The sequence below is a fragment of the uncultured Demequina sp. genome (assembly GCF_913055775.1).
Classification (GTDB): Bacteria; Actinomycetota; Actinomycetes; order Actinomycetales; family Demequinaceae; genus Demequina.
Map to the genome: position 1 here is coordinate 1 of NZ_CAJXJX010000003.1, position 16,998 is coordinate 16,998.

Annotated in this window: 17 protein-coding genes and 1 tRNA gene; 9 read left to right on the top strand and 9 right to left on the bottom strand. The window is 69.2% G+C overall.

The window, feature by feature from the left end:
* Window positions 1-678: IclR family transcriptional regulator (locus QZ483_RS00510; protein ID WP_297080953.1), on the bottom strand; the 678-nt coding region annotated here is incomplete at its 3' end.
* 107 nt (window positions 679-785) lie between these two features.
* Entirely contained in the window at window positions 786-1,238 is a 453-nt protein-coding gene (locus tag QZ483_RS00515) for a MarR family winged helix-turn-helix transcriptional regulator (protein ID WP_297080955.1), read from the bottom strand.
* Window positions 1,239-1,330: 92 nt separating this feature from the next.
* Between QZ483_RS00515 and QZ483_RS00520 the strand changes: the two genes are divergently transcribed.
* Genes QZ483_RS00520 through QZ483_RS00535 form a run of 4 tightly spaced genes read left to right on the top strand, consistent with a single transcriptional unit; the run spans window position 1,331 to window position 5,268 of the window.
* Window positions 1,331-2,278: an SDR family NAD(P)-dependent oxidoreductase gene (locus QZ483_RS00520; protein WP_297080956.1), complete on the top strand. Its 948-nt coding sequence runs from the start codon at window positions 1,331-1,333 to the stop codon at window positions 2,276-2,278.
* A gap of 11 nt (window positions 2,279-2,289) precedes the next feature.
* Complete coding sequence (locus tag QZ483_RS00525) at window positions 2,290-3,171, top strand: amidohydrolase family protein (RefSeq protein WP_297080958.1); 882 nt, start codon at window positions 2,290-2,292, stop codon at window positions 3,169-3,171.
* 53 nt (window positions 3,172-3,224) lie between these two features.
* A complete protein-coding gene (locus QZ483_RS00530) occupies window positions 3,225-3,680 on the top strand; it encodes a MaoC family dehydratase (RefSeq protein ID WP_297080960.1) in 456 nt (151 codons plus the stop codon).
* Window positions 3,681-3,720: 40 nt separating this feature from the next.
* The gene (locus QZ483_RS00535) at window positions 3,721-5,268 is read left to right on the top strand and encodes a long-chain fatty acid--CoA ligase (protein WP_297080962.1); all 1,548 of its coding nucleotides are present in this window, start codon (window positions 3,721-3,723) and stop codon (window positions 5,266-5,268) included.
* A 44-nt stretch (window positions 5,269-5,312) separates the two neighbouring features.
* On the opposite strand, the gene dinB is transcribed toward QZ483_RS00535, so the two are convergent.
* From dinB to QZ483_RS00545, 3 genes are all read right to left on the bottom strand, one after another.
* A complete protein-coding gene (dinB, locus tag QZ483_RS00540) occupies window positions 5,313-6,533 on the bottom strand; it encodes a DNA polymerase IV (RefSeq protein ID WP_297080964.1) in 1,221 nt (406 codons plus the stop codon).
* A gap of 110 nt (window positions 6,534-6,643) precedes the next feature.
* A complete protein-coding gene (locus QZ483_RS13570) occupies window positions 6,644-7,354 on the bottom strand; it encodes a group I intron-associated PD-(D/E)XK endonuclease (protein WP_367117075.1) in 711 nt (236 codons plus the stop codon).
* Window positions 7,355-7,453: 99 nt separating this feature from the next.
* Window positions 7,454-7,527 (bottom strand) — tRNA-Pro (locus QZ483_RS00545).
* 85 nt (window positions 7,528-7,612) lie between these two features.
* Here QZ483_RS00545 and QZ483_RS00550 point away from each other — a divergent pair.
* Window positions 7,613-8,977, top strand: a complete 1,365-nt coding sequence (locus QZ483_RS00550) for an NAD(P)-binding protein (RefSeq protein ID WP_297080966.1) — start codon at window positions 7,613-7,615, stop codon at window positions 8,975-8,977.
* Between the two features lie 13 nt (window positions 8,978-8,990).
* Here the strand turns inward: QZ483_RS00550 and QZ483_RS00555 are convergent, their stop codons facing one another.
* The 4 genes from QZ483_RS00555 to QZ483_RS00570 form a co-directional block, all read right to left on the bottom strand.
* Window positions 8,991-9,488 (bottom strand): hypothetical protein, encoded by a 498-nt coding sequence (locus QZ483_RS00555; RefSeq protein WP_297080967.1) that lies wholly within the window; start codon window positions 9,486-9,488, stop codon window positions 8,991-8,993.
* A gap of 35 nt (window positions 9,489-9,523) precedes the next feature.
* Window positions 9,524-10,138, bottom strand: a complete 615-nt coding sequence (locus QZ483_RS00560; RefSeq protein ID WP_297080969.1) for a YitT family protein — start codon at window positions 10,136-10,138, stop codon at window positions 9,524-9,526.
* 117 nt (window positions 10,139-10,255) lie between these two features.
* Complete coding sequence (locus QZ483_RS00565) at window positions 10,256-12,205, bottom strand: acyl-CoA dehydrogenase (protein ID WP_297080971.1); 1,950 nt, start codon at window positions 12,203-12,205, stop codon at window positions 10,256-10,258.
* Window positions 12,202-12,852, bottom strand: coding sequence for a TetR/AcrR family transcriptional regulator (locus QZ483_RS00570; RefSeq protein ID WP_297080973.1), 651 nt, complete (start codon window positions 12,850-12,852; stop codon window positions 12,202-12,204). The genes QZ483_RS00565 and QZ483_RS00570 overlap by 4 nt, the downstream gene beginning before the upstream one ends.
* A 78-nt stretch (window positions 12,853-12,930) precedes the next feature.
* Here QZ483_RS00570 and QZ483_RS00575 point away from each other — a divergent pair, with 78 nt between their 5' ends.
* From QZ483_RS00575 to QZ483_RS00590, 4 genes are read left to right on the top strand one after another with little or no spacing between them, the layout of a single operon-like run.
* The gene (locus tag QZ483_RS00575; protein WP_297080975.1) at window positions 12,931-14,199 is read left to right on the top strand and encodes an acetyl-CoA C-acetyltransferase; all 1,269 of its coding nucleotides are present in this window, start codon (window positions 12,931-12,933) and stop codon (window positions 14,197-14,199) included.
* Window positions 14,199-15,545 carry a 3-oxoacyl-ACP reductase gene (locus tag QZ483_RS00580; RefSeq protein WP_297080977.1) on the top strand — a complete coding sequence of 449 codons (1,347 nt, stop codon included), beginning with the start codon at window positions 14,199-14,201 and terminating at the stop codon, window positions 15,543-15,545. The genes QZ483_RS00575 and QZ483_RS00580 overlap by 1 nt, the downstream gene beginning before the upstream one ends.
* Window positions 15,542-16,423, top strand: coding sequence for a MaoC/PaaZ C-terminal domain-containing protein (locus tag QZ483_RS00585; RefSeq protein ID WP_297080979.1), 882 nt, complete (start codon window positions 15,542-15,544; stop codon window positions 16,421-16,423). Before QZ483_RS00580 ends, QZ483_RS00585 begins: the two co-directional genes overlap by 4 nt.
* Window positions 16,423-16,944: a thioesterase family protein gene (locus tag QZ483_RS00590; protein ID WP_297080980.1), complete on the top strand. Its 522-nt coding sequence runs from the start codon at window positions 16,423-16,425 to the stop codon at window positions 16,942-16,944. The genes QZ483_RS00585 and QZ483_RS00590 overlap by 1 nt, the downstream gene beginning before the upstream one ends.
* The last annotated feature ends 54 nt before the right edge of the window (window positions 16,945-16,998 follow it).

Consider the following 16,998-nt stretch of genomic DNA (forward strand, 5'->3'; position numbering starts at 1 on the left):
CGCGTCCCGCGGCAGGACCACCGACAACGCGGCGACCGTGCGGCCCGCCTCGTCGCGCACCGGCACCGCGAGCCCCGTCGACGCCTCATCCAGCAACCCGGGCGAGAGCGCGTGGCCCACCTTGCGCACCTCGTCGAGCTTGCGCCGCAGCACCGCCGGGTCGGTGGGCGTGCGATGAGTGAATGCCCGCAGGCGGCTCGTGAGCACGCGCTCCTGCAGCTCCCGATCGCCGAACGCGAGCAGCACCAGTCCCGATGACGACGCGTGCAGAGGCAGCCGTCCCGCGACCCGCGTGAGGTTCGCGCCGGCGTCCGGGTGGCTCAGTCGCTCCAGGAAGAGGGGCTCGTCCTGGTCCAGGATCGCGAGCTGAGTGTGCTCGCGCACGCGCGCCTGAACCTGCTCCATGAACGGCAGCGCCGCCTGCCTCAACCGGAGCGCATGCGACGACCGCGTGGCGAGCTCCCACAGCCGCATGCCGATCCGCACGCGCCGGTTCTCGTCCCGCTCAAGAAGCCCGGCGTCCACCAGTTCGCCCACGATGCGATGCGCTGTCGATGACGGCAGCCCTGCGGCGCGGCCGATCTCGGCGGCCGAGAGCGACGTTCGCGTGGGCGTGAAGGCCTCGAGCACGCGCATGAGGCGCGCTGTTACCGAGTCGCCAGAGGTCGAGTTCGCCACGCGCTCAGCATGGCACGCACCGGCCGCGAGATCCCATTCATCGGGACACCGGACTGGGGGTGAGCCGATGCGGTGACGTCCGAACGCCCTTCACGCCCACCCGGTGGTCAGCTCAGATCGGAATACGCGATGCGCTGGAGAAAGGCGCGGACGACGTCGGACTCGGCGTCCGAGATCGCGGCGAAGCTCTCGCGTTGAGCATCGTCGACCGCGGCGCGAGCGCGCGCGAACAGCTCCACTCCCGCTGGCGTCGCGGTGACCGTGCGCGCACGGCGATCGGCGGGGTCTTGACGACGCTCCACGTAGCCGCCCGACTCGAGCGCGTCGACGAGCGCGACGATCTGACTCGGATCAAGACGCAGCCTTTCGGCGAGTTCCCGCTGAGATGGGCCCACCTCCGCAGCGAGCGCGAGCACCGAGTACGAGCGCACCTTGAGACCAACGGCGGCGAGCGCGCGATTGCCCGCGGCGGCCGTGATCGCGCTCGCCCGCGCAAGCAGGAAGCTGACGTCGGCGTCAAGCGTCGGGGAGACGCGCGCCGGTGTGTCGTCGGTGACCATGGGGCTATCCTGCCACCGCAGATGAGAAAGTCAACAATTGACATTCTCAACGATTACTGCTGTGCTGACATCCTGAACAAAGGAGTTCCATCATGCCTTCACACCATGCCCCGCTCGCAGGTCGCGCCGCGATCATCACCGGCTCGGGCCGCGGCCTCGGCCTCGCCTATGCCCTCGAGCTCGCCCGCCAGGGCGCCTCCGTGGTGATCAACGATGTCGACGAGACAGCCGCTCAGGAGGCAGTGTCCGCCATCGAGAGCACGGGCGGTGCGGCGGTCGCCGTGGTCGCTCCCGTCGGCCCCACCTCCACAGCCGATGCGCTTGTCGCGGCCGCGCTCGAGAGCTTCGGCCGGCTCGACATCCTCGTCACCAACGCGGGCGTGCTCCGCGACACCGTGTTGTGGAAGATGAGCGACGACGACTTCGACACCGTCATCGACGTGCACCTGCGCGGGACGTTCACCTGTGTGCGCGCGGCCGCCACGCACTTCCGCGACAACGGTGTACCAGGACGCATCGTCTGCATCGGCTCCCCCACCGGCCAGCGCGGCAACTTCGGTCAGACCAACTACTCCGCCGCCAAGGCCGGCATCGTCGGGATGGTGCGCACCTGGGCGATGGAGCTCAAGAAAGCGGGGGTCTCGGTCAACGCGGTGATCCCCGTGGCCGCGACCGCCATGACGGCGACCGTCCCGTACTTCGCCGCCGCTGTCGAGGCTGACGCCGCTGGCGAGCCGATGCCGGACTTCTTCCGTCACGACCTGGGCTTCGGCACGTCGGACGACGTCGCGGGGCTGGTCGCGTATCTGGCCTCTGACGCCGCCGCGGACGTCACCGGGCAGGCGCTCGGGATCGGCGGCGACCGCCTTCAGGTGTGGTCCCACCCCGAAGCTGTCGCGACGGCTTACCACGAGGGCGGCTGGAGCTTCGATACGCTCACCGCCGACCTGCCGGGGCTGCTTGAGGGAAACCTGCAGTCCGTAGGCGAGCGATTCCCCGCGCTCCCCGAATCGCTGGTGCGGCCCGCACCCCACGCCTGAACGGGCCCGACATGACACGCTACGAGCCTGCGATCGACCTCGACGCGATCGAGGCGATCGATGTCCACGTGCACATCGAGGTCGACGGCCACGGGCACGCCTCCCTGCCGCCCGACCTGGTCGAGGCCGCCTCCCGCTACTTCCGTACCGACGGGCCGCGGCCAGAGCTGGAGGCGATCGCCACCTACTACCGCGAGCGCCGCATGGCCGCGGTGGTCTTCACCGTCGACGCCGAGACGCAGCTGGGCCACGCCACGCTTGACAGTGCGGAGATCGCGTCGCAGTCGGCGGACCACGCAGACGTGCTGATTCCCTTCGGCTCGGTCGACCCGCATCGTCCCGATGCTGTCGATCGCGTGCGCAGCCTCGCGCAGGACCACGGTGTGCGTGGCTTCAAGCTGCATCCCACGGTCCAGGGCTTCGACCCCTCGGACGAGCGCTGGTACCCGCTCTACGGCGCCATCCAGGACGCGGGAGTGCCCGCACTGTTCCACACGGGGCAGACCGGGATCGGCGCGGGGCTGCCGGGAGGCCGGGGGCTCCGCCTCGCGTGGTCCAACCCGATGCTGCTCGACGGCGTGGCTGCGGACTTTCCCGACCTCGACATCATCATGGCTCACCCGAGCGTGCCGTGGCAGGACGAGGCTCTCGCGGTCGCCACCCACAAGGCCCGCACCTGGATCGACCTGTCGGGGTGGAGCCCTAAGTACTTCCCCGAACAGCTGGTGCGGGCTGCGAACTCGTACCTCAAGGACCGCATCCTGTTCGGCACCGACTTCCCGCTCCTCACCCCCGACCGCTGGCTCGACGACATCGGCCACAGCGCACTCAAGCCCGAGCGCCTGCCCGCGATTCTTAAGGACAACGCCGTCCGGCTGCTCCGACTCGGCTGATCGTCACCCACCCCACCACCGCATCGTCCCCACTCCCGCGAAAGGCACCTCACATGACCACCACTGTCCCTTACTCCGACGTCACTTCTCTCGAGGGTCGCGACCTCGGCTGGTCCGACTGGCTTGAGGTCACCCAAGACCGCGTGGACCTGTTCGCCGATGCCGTGGACGACCACCAGTGGATCCACGTCGAGCCGGAGCGCGCGCGCGCGGAGAGCCCCTTCGGCGGCCCCATCGCGCACGGCTTTCTGTCGCTGTCGCTCACGACCAAGTTCTGGACCGAGCTGCTCGAGGTCGACGGCGTCACCACCAAGGTGAACTATGGACTCGACAAGGTGCGCTTCATCTCGCCCGTCCAGGTAGGTGCACGGGTCCGCATGAACGCGGTGATCGCCGAGGTGGCCGAGATCCGCGGCGGCTTCCAGCTCACGGTCGATCAGACCATCGAGATCGAGGGCGGCACCAAGCCCGCGGTCGCGGCGCGAGGCCTGTACCGCTTCTACGCCTGACCCACGGCAGCACCACCCCTACTGCATCAGCGAGGATGACATGAAGAACCAGGGGCTCGGCGACTGGATCGCCCGGCGGCGGATCAAGTCCGAGGGCGACACGGCCATCATCTGGTCGGGTGGCACGTACACGTACGACGCGTACGCCGACCGCGTCGCGAGGCTCGCCCAGGCTCTCGCTGATCGCGGCCTGTCCAAGCGCGACCGCCTCGTGTACCTGGGGAACAACCACCCGGACTTTCTCACGACGTTCTTCGCATGCGGCCTGCTGGGCGCGATCTTCGTGCCGCTCAACACTCGCCTGGCGCCGCGCGAACTCGAGTACATGATCGAGGACTCGAGCGCGGTGTTCCTGGTCACCCACGACTCGGTGCGCGACCTCGCCCGCGCCGCCGCATGGTCCAGCGGGATCCGCAAGCGTCTGGTGGTCGACGGAGCTGCGGACCTTCCCGCCGTCGAGAGCCTGGACGAGGTGATCGACGCGACCGAGCCCACGTTCCTCGACACGGAGGTGTCGCTCGACGACCCGGCGATGATCCTCTACACGTCGGGGACGACGGGCCAGCCCAAGGGCGCCGTCCTCACCCACGGCAACCTCACCTGGAACGTCCTCAACGCGATCGTCGACTACGACGTCACGCGCGACGAGGTCGCGATGATGATGTCGCCGATGTTCCACGTCGCCGCGCTCAGCATGGGCGCCCTGCCCACGCTGCTCAAGGGCGGTGCGGTGGTGCTGCACGAGCGCTTCGAAGCGAGCGACGTGCTGCACGCGATCGAGGAGCACGGGATCACCAGCCTCTCGGGCGTGCCGACCACGTTCCAGTTCCTGTCGGAGGATCCCGCCTGGGACACCACCGATCTGTCGAGCATCCGGAAGCTCACGTGCGGCGGCTCGGCGATGCCCTTGCGCGTCATCGAGGCCTACGAGGCGCGCGGACTCGCGTTCTCGAGCGGCTACGGCATGACGGAGGCCTCCCCCGGCGCCACCTCGCTGCCCGTGTCCAAGGCCCGCGACCACGCGGGGACTTCGGGCCTGGCTCACTTCTTCACGGACGTGCGGGTGGTGGGCGACGATGGCCGCGCGCTCCCCGTCGGCGAGGCGGGCGAGATCCAGATCAGCGGCCCAAACGTCATCCGCGAGTACTGGCGCCGCCCGGAGGCGACGGCGGAGGCCCGCGACGGCGAGTGGTTCCGGACAGGAGACATCGGCAGACTCGATGACGACGGCTACCTCACCGTGACCGACCGCCTCAAGGACATGATCATCTCGGGCGGCGAGAACGTGTACCCCGCCGAGATCGAGCAGATCGTGATGGAGATGCCCGCGGTGCGCTCGATCGCGGTCATCGGCGTCTCCGACGAGCGTTGGGGCGAGGTGCCGCTCGCCATCGTCGCGCTCCACGAGGGCGCGCAGGTCACGCCCGAGGACGTCCTCTCGCATGTGCGCGGGCGGGTCGCGAAGTACAAGCTCCCGCGCGCGGCCGTCCTGGTGGACGACCTCCCCCGCACCGCAAGCGGCAAGGTGCGCAAGGTCGAGCTCCGCAAGAGGTTCCGTTCGCTTCCGGAACGCGTGCAGGAGTCCTGAGGCGCGTCCGTGATCGCGGTTCATCAGACGGGCGGGTCGTGTGCCTACTCGTGTTCGGGCAGCCGCGGCGTTGACCAACCAGGTTCGCGACCGATGAGCGCTGCGCGTGTGACGGCGGCGGAGCCGAAGCGATCGCGGACCGCGTCGAGCGCGGTGTCGAGGGAACTGTCGAGGGCAGCGTCGATGCGCGCCCCGTCGTTCCAGTCGATCGGAAGCTCCGGCTGAACCTCGCCGGCACTGGTCAGCTGTCCGAGCGAGACGCCGATGAGGGTGACGCCGCGCTCGGCGATGTCAGGATCCGCCGCGGCGAGCAGTTGCTGGGCGACGGCGAGGACTACCTCGGTGCGGTCGGTTGGCGCTGTGAGCGTGCGCGATCGGGTCGCCTTCGCGAAGTCGCCGTAGCGGAGCCTCAGGACCACGGTGCTGCACGATGATCCTCGATCGCGCAGACGCTTTGCGAGGCCGTCGACGATCTGGGTGAGGATCAGCCCGAGCTCACCGGATGGGTACGACCGACTGCCGAGTGCCCGCTGCGAGCCGATGGACCCGTGGCGCCTAGTCGTCTCGACGGGCCGCGGGTCCCGGAGCCGGGCCAGCGCATGCAGGTGCGCACCGGCCGCCTTGCCGAGCCATCGCTCGGCGGTCGCGGCTTCGAGCTCCGCCAACTGCCCGACCGTGGAGATGCCGTTGCTGTGCAGCTTCTGCGCGGTCATCGCGCCAACGCCCCAGAGTCGCTCGACGGGGAGTGGATGGAGGAACGCCTCCTCGCGGCCCGGCTCCACCACGAGGAGCCCGTCGGGTTTGCCGACCGCGCTCGCAACCTTCGCGAGGAACTTGGTCCTTGCTACACCTACCGAAATCGGGAGCCCAACTTCGGCACGCACGCGTTCCCGCAGGCGCGCGGCGATCTGCTCGGGGGTCCCAGCGATGCGGCGCAGACCGCCCACTTCGAGGAATGCCTCATCGATCGAGACCCCCTCCACGTACGGCGTGGTGTCATGGAAGATCGCGAACACCGCACGGCTTGCTGCAGAGTAGGCCTGCATGCGTGGCGGAACGATGATGGCTTCGGGACAGAGCGCCCGCGCCCGCTGCACGCCCATCGCGGTGCGCACGCCCCGGGCTTTGGCTTCGTAGCTCGCGGCCGCCACGACCCCGCCGCCCACGATCACGGGCCGTCCCCGCAGTGCGGGCTCGTCTCGCTGCTCGACCGAGGCGTAGAACGCGTCGAGGTCGGCGTGGAGCACGGTCGCTTCGCCCTGCATGTCACACCTCCCGCCATCACACGTCCCTCAAAGGATGGTCTCACCCGCGCCTGACATCGGAGGCGCTCCAGGTCGGGCCGAAGAATTGCGCTGACTCGACCTAGCCCGCCTCACGCATTGAAGGGAGCGCCATGCACACGCCAGTTCTCGTACCGATTCAGATGTACCGCGTGGCGCTCGGCCACCAGGTCCGCAGGAATCTCGTAGGCGCCCAACGTGCCGTCGATGAGAAAGAAGAGATCAACCTCACTCGAACGGTACCTGCGGCGCGTGCTCCCGGATCGGGAGAGGAACACCTTCCATGCCCCGTTCTCACGAGCTGTTGTCGTCTTCACCTGAACACGCTGAACTCGTTGCTCATGTACGACTAGGAGATCGTAGGCGCAGGGCTCCAGCGGCCATGACACATCTGCGCCACGTAGCGAGTACCACGCTGCGGCCAGCAGTGGTCCCGTCCGGCGGAGAGCACTTAGCTCGAACGATTCGTCCTGCCGGCCTGCGCTACGCAGTGCTTCAGAACGCCCTTCGGCCCCGACGGGAGACGCGCAGGGCGACGGAGGCCCGCCGCCTGTTTTTCCACCAACATGAACACCGCCACCGGCTTCCGGACTGACAGCCGGCTCGCCCCCCGTTTGTCGGGCGCGCGGGGCACCGAGATGGTCCGTCGGACAGCCGGCCTGCTCGGCCCGTCGGCGCACCGAGGCAATCGCGCTGCCCGATGTCGCCCGCAGGCCCAACGCCCTGAGAACGCCCCGCCATGAGTCAGACGAAGCGACCGCGCCCGCGAGCTCATTGTCGGAGTACGACTCGCGGGACGCCATGACGCGAACCTATCCGCGACCACCGACATCGCCTCTGCGCGTGTACGCAAAGAGCCGTCCATCCCAGCATTTAGCAGGATGAACGGCCCTCGGCTTCGGTCGGGCTGACAGGATTTGAACCTGCGACCCCCTGACCCCCAGTCAGGTGCGCTACCAAGCTGCGCCACAGCCCGTGACAGCCTGACAATCGTAGCGGATAGTTCGGGCAACCTGTGACAGCGGCACGGGTAGACGGCGCGGCGGTGGTCTACTGGATCCATGCTCGCGGATCTCGATGTCGACTACCTCGTGATCGGCGCCGGCGCCGCGGGGATGGCCTTCACCGATGCACTCATCGCCCACGCGGACGCAACCGTGGCCCTGGTCGACACCCGAGATGCGCCAGGCGGGCACTGGCACGACGCGTACCCCTTCGTCCAACTGCACCAGGCGTCGCCGTACTACGGAGTCGCCTCGACGGTTCTGGGCGGCGAACTGCAGACCACCGGCCCCGAGTCCGGCCTTCACGAGCGGGCCACCGGAGCGCAGGTGCTGGAGTACTACGCCGCCGTCATGACCGACGTCTTCGAGCCCACCGGACGCGTGCAGTTCCTGGGCCGCCGACGCCACGAAGGCGGCGGCCTCATTACCGAACTCGCCACCGGCAGGCAGCACCGGGCGAGGCCTGGCACCCGCATCGTCGACGCCCGCTACCTCTCCCCCACAGTCCCCCAGACGACACCGCCACCCTGGGCGGTCGGCAATGGCAGCCACGTCATCCCGTCAAGCAAGCTGGACCCAGACACCACCGGTCGTCTCGTCATCGTCGGCTCCGGCAAGACGGCCACCGACGCGATCGTCCACCTGCTCACCCACGGCACCGACCCCGGCGACATCACCTGGATCCGCCCTCGCGACCCCTGGATGCTCGACCGAGCGTTGGTGCAGCCGAAATCGGCGGCGTTCCACGAGATGGGCGCGGCCGTCCTCGAGAGCGCCGCCCAAGCGAGCAGTCTCGACGACCTGTTCGCCCGCATGGAAGCCGCTGGCGTCATGATGCGCATCGACCCGTCCGTGACGCCCACGATGGCGAAGGCACCCACGCTCGGACGCTGGGAACTCGACCTGCTGCGCAGCGTCGAGAACATCGTGCGCGCGGGCAGGATCGTCGAGTCGCGCCCAGGCCTCCTGCGACTCCAGCACGGCGACGTCCAGATTCCGCGCGACGCAACCATCATCCACTGCGCCGCGGACGGGCTCCGCCGCCCCGCACCTCAGCCAATCTGGTCAACCGAGGCGATCACCCTGCAGACCGTCCGCGCCGGCTTCCCCTGTTTTGGCGCCGCACTCACCGGCTACGTCGAGGCCACGCGCACCGACGATGCCACCAAGAACGCCCTGTGCCCGCCCAATCTGTACGGCGACACCCGCGCGGACTGGGTCGCCATGACGGTGCGCGGGGCGCGCGCCGTCACCAGATTCATGGCAGAACCCGACATCGCAGCCTGGGCGAACGGGACGACCCTGAACCCCGCCCGCGTGACCGACGCGGCCGACCCCGCCACCGCATCGGCGCTCGAGAGGTCAGCAGAGGCGGCCCCAGCGGGCCTCGAAGCACTCGAACGGCTCGCAGCCCTGACGTGACCGCCGCGCCGTTCTAGCGACTGGTGGGCACGTCGCGTGACGCAGACGTATCGACACGCGACTGCGGGAGCACGCACGCGCGCTCACGCCGCACGCGCGCCACGAACGCCCACAGCAGCAGCCCGATCGCCACCACCGCCAGGTACGGCTGCACCGGCTCGAAGAACTGGATCGCGCCCGTGGACCCCAGAGCGAGCAGCACCAGTTTGTTGCACACCGGGCAGCCCACCGCGAAGAACGCGACCACGGAACCGGCCACGCCCAACTTGCCCTCCCGCTGCGACTCGGCGGGAGTCGCGACATAGGTGGCCATGAGCAGCCCGGACAGGACCGCGGTGATCGCGGCGGCCCAGTACGACCACGCCGTGGGCGGGATCTCGCGCCCGAAGATCGGGTTGGGAATCAGGACGGTCGGGATCCCGATCGCCACGTAGGTCGCTATCGCGGCGCCCAAGGCGACCCACCAGCGACGGACCGGCCATGCGCGCAGTTCGGACACGAGACTCGACATGTGGACACTATACCCCCTGGGGTATGCGACTGTGGTCAGCCGAAGTACCGTCCCGGGCGGTGGTTGATCGCCAGCACGAGGTTGAGCAGCACAGCGCCCAGGATGGAGTACGCGAGGATGTCCAGCGGCACCAACGCGAGCGAGGCCGCCACGACCACCACGTCAAGCGCGCCCTGGACGTACCCCGCGCGAATGCCGCGCGTCTCCTGCAGGTACGCCGCGAGGATGCCGAACCCGCCGGCGGAGGCCCCGTGGCGGAACACCACGATCATGCCCACGCCGATCGCGATTCCCGCGAAGATCGCGGCATACAGCGGAGCGATCGAGCTGACATCGAGGTACAGCCCGTGCACCGCGGACATCACCGAGATCAGGGTCACCGTCGCCAACGTCTTGATCGTGAACGGCCAGCCCATGCGCTTCACGGACAGCCAGTAGAACGGCAGGTTGATCACGAAGAACACCAGACCGAACGACAGTCCTGTCCAGTAGCTGCCCAGGATTCCGACGCCGGCGAGACCGCCTGACACTCCCCCGATCTGCTCGAGCAGGAACAGCCCGAAGGAGATCAGAAATGCGCCGGTGGGCAGGGCGAGGGCGTCCTCCCACACCGAGTGCTTCTCGGCGATGGGCGGGTCGACGACGGACAACAGAAACCTCCGGTGGGATGGGCGACGGGCCGATGCGCCCGCAGAGTTCGGTGACCATTGTCGCCGATGCGCGGGCAGGCGCCCGCCGCCGTCACCTTCCGGTGCCCATGCGTGGGGTCAGTCGGCGAGGAATGCCGCTCCCAGCCAGGACTCGGGGATGCCCATGCCCTCGACCAGCCCAAGCGAGTGCGGGCGCAGCTCACGGCACAGGTCGTTGATCTGCGCGCCGATCGCCTTGGAGCGCCCGGAGCTGATGCGGTTGTGCTCGAGGAACCACGCGCGGTCGTCATGGATCGACTGCAGTGCGTACAGGCTGCACAGCCTCTCCAGCACTCGACGGGCCTCGGGGTCCTCGCACGCCTCGATGCCGTCGATGAAGGCAGTCAGGAGTCGCTGCTCCATGTAGGCCCGGGCCGTGAACTGCACGTGATCGCCCAGCGCGTTGAAGGACTCGAACTGATCGCCGCGCTCCTTTGCGGCCGCGCGCATGCGGCGCGCGAGGGATTCGAGCGAGTGGCGCGCGCGTTCCTCGAACATCAGCGCGTGCCAGCGGCGATCCACGAGGGTGGTCTCCTCAGGGCGGCGGCGCACGGCATCGGCCAGGGCCCCGAGCACGAGGTTCGCCGAGGTCGCCTCGACCACAGCGCCGCTCGCGACGCGAGCGGTCGCCTGGACCACGCCGGAGCGGTCGAGCTCGCTCCACTCCTTCTTGTAGTCGGTCAGTAGAGCCTTCGCGACGAGCTGCATCAGGACGGTGTTGTCGCCCTCGAAGGTCGCGAAGATGTCGACGTCGCGCCGCATCTCGACCAGCTGGTTCTCGCTCAGATATCCCGCGCCGCCACAGGCCTCGCGTGCCTCCTGCACCGTCTGGTTGGCGAACCATGTGCTCATGGCCTTGAGCCCTGCGGCGTGGGTCTCGAGCGAGCGCTGATCCGCCTCGGTCGACTCCTCCGGTCCCTGCACGTGGACGAGGTCCTGGATGAGCTCGTTCTGCGCGAAGCCCAGCGCATACGCCCGTGCGATACGGGGCAGGAGGCGCTTCTGGTGCACCAGATAGTCCAGCAGGAGAACGCCGTCAGGGCGGCCGGCTGCCGGGAACTGGCGGCGCTTCAGTGCCCACCGCGTGGCGATCGACAGCGCACGTCGGCCCGCAATCGCACCGCCGCCGCCCACGCACACGCGGCCGCGCACCAATGTGCCCAGCATGGTGAAGAAGCGTCGATTCGCGTTGTCGATCGGCGACGCATACACGCCGTCCTCGGTCACGCCGCCGTAGCGGTCCAGCAGCATGCGGCGCGGGACGCGGACGTGGTCGAAGCGGATGGTGCCGTTGTCGACGCCCAGCAGCCCGCCCTTGTGTCCCTGGTCGCCGGTGGTGACGCCTGGCAGGTCCGCCCCGGCGTCGTCGCGCAAGGGCACCAGGATCACGTGAACACCATGGGATGCGCCGTCGACCACGAGCTGGCCGAACACTGCGGCCATGGTGCCGTGCTTCGCGGCGTTGCCGATGTACGCCTTCGTGGAGCCCGGCGTGGGCGAGTCGACCTCGTACTCGTCCGTGTCCGGCAGGTAGGTGATGGTGGTCTCGACGCTGGCGACGTCACTGCCGTGGCCCAACTCGGTCATGGCGAATCCGCCCAACAGCTTCATCGACGTGATGTCGGGCAGGTAGGTCTGGTGGTGCCAGTCGTTGCCCAGGTTGGTGACCGCGCCGCCGAACAGCCCGAACTGCACTCCCGACTTGATGGTCACGGACAGGTCGCCGTGGCTGAGCATCTCGAAGGCGAGCACGGCCGTCAGAGGATCGGAGACCGTGTTGGCGCCTTCCGGTACTCCCACGTGGCCGAAGCCCTGTGCGTCGAGGTCGAGCAGGCGCTGCAGCGTCCACTCCCGCGAGGCCTCCACATCCAGCTCGGGATCACGCAGCATGCCCTCCGACGGGAACGTCGCGCGCCGGACCGCGCGCTCGGCGGCGTAGGGGCCGTCGAGGGCGGTCCGCAGCGCAGATCCGAGGGTGGTGAGGCGCTCCTCGTTCAGGGGCGTGGTCTCGGGGTGCGTCAACGTCATCGTCGATCCTCCAGTGAGTCGTAGGACGGCGCGGCTGCGCCGACCATGGCGGGGGCAAAGAACTCGCGTACGTGGGCGACCACCTCGTCGCGGGGCGGCCTCGGCGACTGCGCCATCCAGTGATCCGCGGTTGCCTTGATGAAGCCCACGAGACCATGACCCCACGTCGGGGCGGCCGAGGCGTCCATGCCTCGGGCGGTCAGATTGGCGGCGATCGAGGCGGAGATCTGCTCGCCGATCATGCCGGGCAGCCCGCGCACGGGATCCGCGACAGCGTCCGCCTGCTGCGGCGGCGGGGTCATGACGAAGCGATAGATCTCCGGGTCGCGCTCGACCAGCTCGAGGTACGCGTCCGCAAGATCTGCGGTGAGGCGCCCCAGGTCCGCCGGGTCGGACAGGCGGAAGGCCGCGGCCAGACCCTCGTGGATGTAGCTGTGCACGGACTCGACCACAGCGTCGTACAGGCCCTCGCGGTCGCCGAAGTGGCGGTAGATGACCGTCTTCGAGGTGCCGGCACGGGCCGCGATGGCATCCATGCCCACCTGGGCGCCGTGCACGCGAATCGCGCGCAGAGCGTGCGAGACCAGCTCGCGCCTCCTGTCAGCGCGATGCTGCTCCCAGCGGGAGTCCCTGCCGTCGATGGCCATAGACGAGACGTTACCCGAAACTTGCGGTATCTGCTACCGTCGGTATCGGATAGTTTCTCTCAACGATGGAGGCACCACATGACCCACAGCGCCGTGGTCGTCGGGGGCAATCGCACCCCCTTCGCGAAGGCAGGCGGACCTTTCGCCGAGGCCTCGAACCATGACCTTCTCACCTCAGCCCTCGATGGACTCGTGGCGCGCTATGGCCTGGCCGGCCAGCGCATCGGCGAGGTCGCGGCAGGAGCCGTCCTCAAGCACTCGCGGGACTTCAACCTCACGCGCGAGGCCGTGCTCAGCTCTCCGCTGTCGCCGGCCACTCCCGCGTGCGATCTGCAGCAGGCATGCGGCACCGGCCTCGAGACCACCATCTACATCGCGAACAAGATCCGCCTGGGCCAGATCGACTCCGGCATCGCGGGCGGCGTCGACTCCACATCGGACGCGCCCATCGTGGTCTCCGACCCGCTGCGCCGGACCCTGCTCAAGGCGAACGCGGCCCGCTCGACCAAGGACCGCATCGCGCCCTTCGCCCGGGTGCGACCCCGCCACCTCAAGCCCCAGGCTCCCAGCGTCGCGGAGCCTCGCACCGGCCTGTCGATGGGCGAGCACCAGGCACTCACCACCGAGCGCTGGGGCATCACCCGCGACGAGCAGGACGAGATCGCCGCCGCGTCGCACCACAAGCTCGCTGCGGCGTGGGAGGACGGCTTCTTCGACGACCTCGTGACCCCGTACATGGGCGTCGCGCGGGACGCGATCCTGCGTCCCGACACCACGATCGAGAAGCTCGCGGCGCTGCGCCCGGCGTTCGGCGGACCTGACGGCACCATGACCGCCGGCAACTCGACGGCGCTGTCCGACGGTGCGGCGACGGCCCTGCTCGCGAACGAGGACTGGGCACGAGAGCACCACCTGCCCGTGCTCGCTCGGTTCGTGGACGCGGAGGTCGCCGCAGTCGATCACCCGGGCGGCGACGACCTGCTCCTGGGGCCGATCGCGGCCGCCGGGCGTCTGCTCGCCCGCCAGGGACTCACGCTCGACGACTTCGCGCTGATCGAGATCCACGAGGCCTTCGCCTCCACCGTGGCCACCACCCTCAAGGCGTGGGACGACGAGGACTACTGCAGGAGCCTCGGCCTCGACAGCAAGCTCGGCACGATCGACCGCGCCAAGCTGAACGTCACCGGTTCCTCCCTCGCAGCGGGCCACCCCTTCGCGGCGACCGGAGCGCGCATCGTGCCCACGCTCGCCAAGCTGCTCCAGCAGAAGGGGCCCGGATCCAAGGGTCTGATCTCTATGTGCGCCGCGGGCGGGCAGGGCGTGGTCGCGATTCTGGAGGCCGTGTGATGAGCATCCTCGAGAAGGCCTTCTACTCCCCTGTCGGCAAGGCGGTGTCCGCCAAGGCCGGCCTCAAAGAGCCCGCACGGCTGCGCCGCGGACGCACCTGGCCCGAGGGCCCTATCGTGCTCGCCTCGATCGGGGGCGGCACGGTCGGGGCGCAGACGCTCGAACTGCTGGGCCGTGCCGCGGAGAGCCCGATCGTGGATGACGGCGATGCCGCCCCCGGGTACGGCGCGCGCATCGGCGCCCTCGTCGTGGACGCGACCGAGGTCACGCGCATCGACCAGCTCGAGGAGCTGCGGGCGCTGCTGCGGCCCGCCGTGCGCGCGGTCGAGGGCTCGGGCCGCATCGTGGTGCTCGCCCGACCGGCCGCAGGAGACTGGGAATCGCGGTCCGTGGCGCGCGCGCTCGACGGCATCAATCGCACGGTGGCCAAGGAGTTGCGGAAGGGCGCGACGGCGACCCTGATCCGGGTCGCGCCTGACGCGACACCCGGCGACCTCGTGTCGAGCCTCGGGTTCGTACTCCAGGGCCGCGCCGCCTACGTGACCGGGCAGTGCTGGACCGTCGCGCCGGGCGGCGTGGCGGTAGAGTCCCTCGCCGAGACTCCCCTGGACGGCCACGTGGTGGTCGTCACGGGAGCCGCGCGGGGCATCGGCGCGGCGATCGCACGCACCCTCGCCAGGGATGGTGCGAGCGTCGTCGCGGTCGACATTCCGCCTGCCGGCGAGCAGCTTGCTGCGGTCGCCAACGAGGTGGGCGGCACCGCGCTGCAGCTCGACATCACGGCAGCCGATGCCGGCGCCACGATCGCGGCGCACGTCGCCCAGCGTGGCGAGAGCATCCACGCGATCGTGCACAACGCGGGCATCACGCGCGACAAGATGCTGGTGAACACGGATGCGGCACGGTGGAGCTCTGTGCTCGACGTCAACCTGGCGGCGCAGCTGCGCATCAACGAGGTGCTGCTGGACCCAGCGACTGAGGGCGGTCTGGCCGATGGCGGGCGCATCGTCGGCATCGCGTCCACCTCCGGCATCGCCGGCAACAAGGGCCAGACCAACTATGCCGCCTCGAAGGCCGGCGTGGCCGGGCTCGTGACCGCCATGGCGCCGGACCTCGTGGACCGGGGCATCACGGTGAACGCGGTCGCTCCAGGCTTCATCGAGACGGAGATGACCGGCAAGATCCCGTTCGTGCAGCGTGAGATGTTCCGCCGGGCCAACTCCTTGGACCAGGGCGGCAAGCCGGTCGACGTCGCGGAGACCATCGGCTACCTGATCGATCCCGACTCGCAGGGCGTGACGGGCCAGGTCATCCGGGTGTGCGGCCAGGCGCTGGTGGGCCAGTGACGGGGGCTCCTGACACCGTCGGCACTCCCCGGCCGGTGGTGCATCTGGAAGGCTCACCGGGCCTTGGGGCGGCGTTCGCCCGTGCTCTGGTGCCGTCGCGAGCCAAGCGCGCGCGACTGCCCGAGCATGAGCTCACCATTCACGACTTCTCGCAGGATCGCTCGCGTCTTGCGGCCTACAGCCGCGTGTGCGGCTTCACGCTGCGCGATGCCGTGCCGCCGACCTGGATCCACGTGCTCACTTTTCCGCTCCACGTGCACCTGTTGGGCGACGCGGACTCGACCATCCGGCTCGCGGGAGCCGTGCACACGTCGAACACGATGACGCTGCACCGGCCTGTGCTTGCCGACGAGGCGCTCGATCTCACGGTCCACGCCGAGGGACTGCGTCCCCACCGGCGCGGTGCGCTGGTGGACCTCGTGGGACGCGCCGAGGTCGACGGTGAGACCGTCTGGTCCGGTGTCTCGACCTACCTGGCGCAGGGCATGAAGGCGCCGGGCGAGCCGGAGCAGGTGGAGCGGCCTTCCTGGGAGGCGGTCACGCCGCAGGCCCGATGGCGACTGAGCGGGGACCTCGGCCGTCGCTATCGCGCCGTCTCGGGAGATCCCAACCCGATCCACACCAACCGCGTCGCGGCCAAGGCCTTCGGTTTCCCGCGCCCGATCATCCACGGCATGTGGACCCACGCACGCGCGCTCGCCGCGCTCGAGGGGCGGCTTCCGGAGCGGTTTGCCGCTGGCGTCGACTTCGTCAAGCCGGTGCTGCTTCCGGGGACCATCGGGTTCCACGCATCAACGGTGGACGGCGGGATCGTCGCCGACGTCACGAACCGCGATGGCTCCAAGCCGCACCTGAGGATGCGAATCGAGGAGACCTGATGAACCTGTGGTGGCGACTGCTGCTGATCCGCCTCCGGCAGGTGCGTGCACCACGGATCTCGCTGTGGGACACCCATGTGACGACCTTCCGCGTGGTGCCCACTGATCTCGATGTGCTGCTGCACATGAACAACGCACGCTACCTCGCGCTGATGGATCTGGGCCGCTATGACCTGCTGCGGCGCTCGGGGTGGTGGGCGCAGATCCTCAAACGCGGCTGGGGCGCCGTGGTCGCGGGCCAGACCATCACCTACCGGAGGTCGCTGAGGCTCGGGCAGCGGTTCGTGCTCCGCACGCGCGTGGTCGGCATGGACGATCGCTGGGCCTACCTCGAGCAGCGCTTCATGGTCGGCGATGACCTCTACGCGCACGCCCTCGTCCGCGTGCGCTTCGTCAAGCGCGCAGGAGGCACCGTCGACATGGCCGACCTCCTCGAGGCCATCGGCGACGTGCCGGAGCGACTCACCGTGGAGCCCTGGATGACGGATTGGACACACCACACACGACACCCTGTCGATTGACCTCCCCCGATCGCGTTACAGTTCCCCCAACCACCATCAACATCAACGGAGATG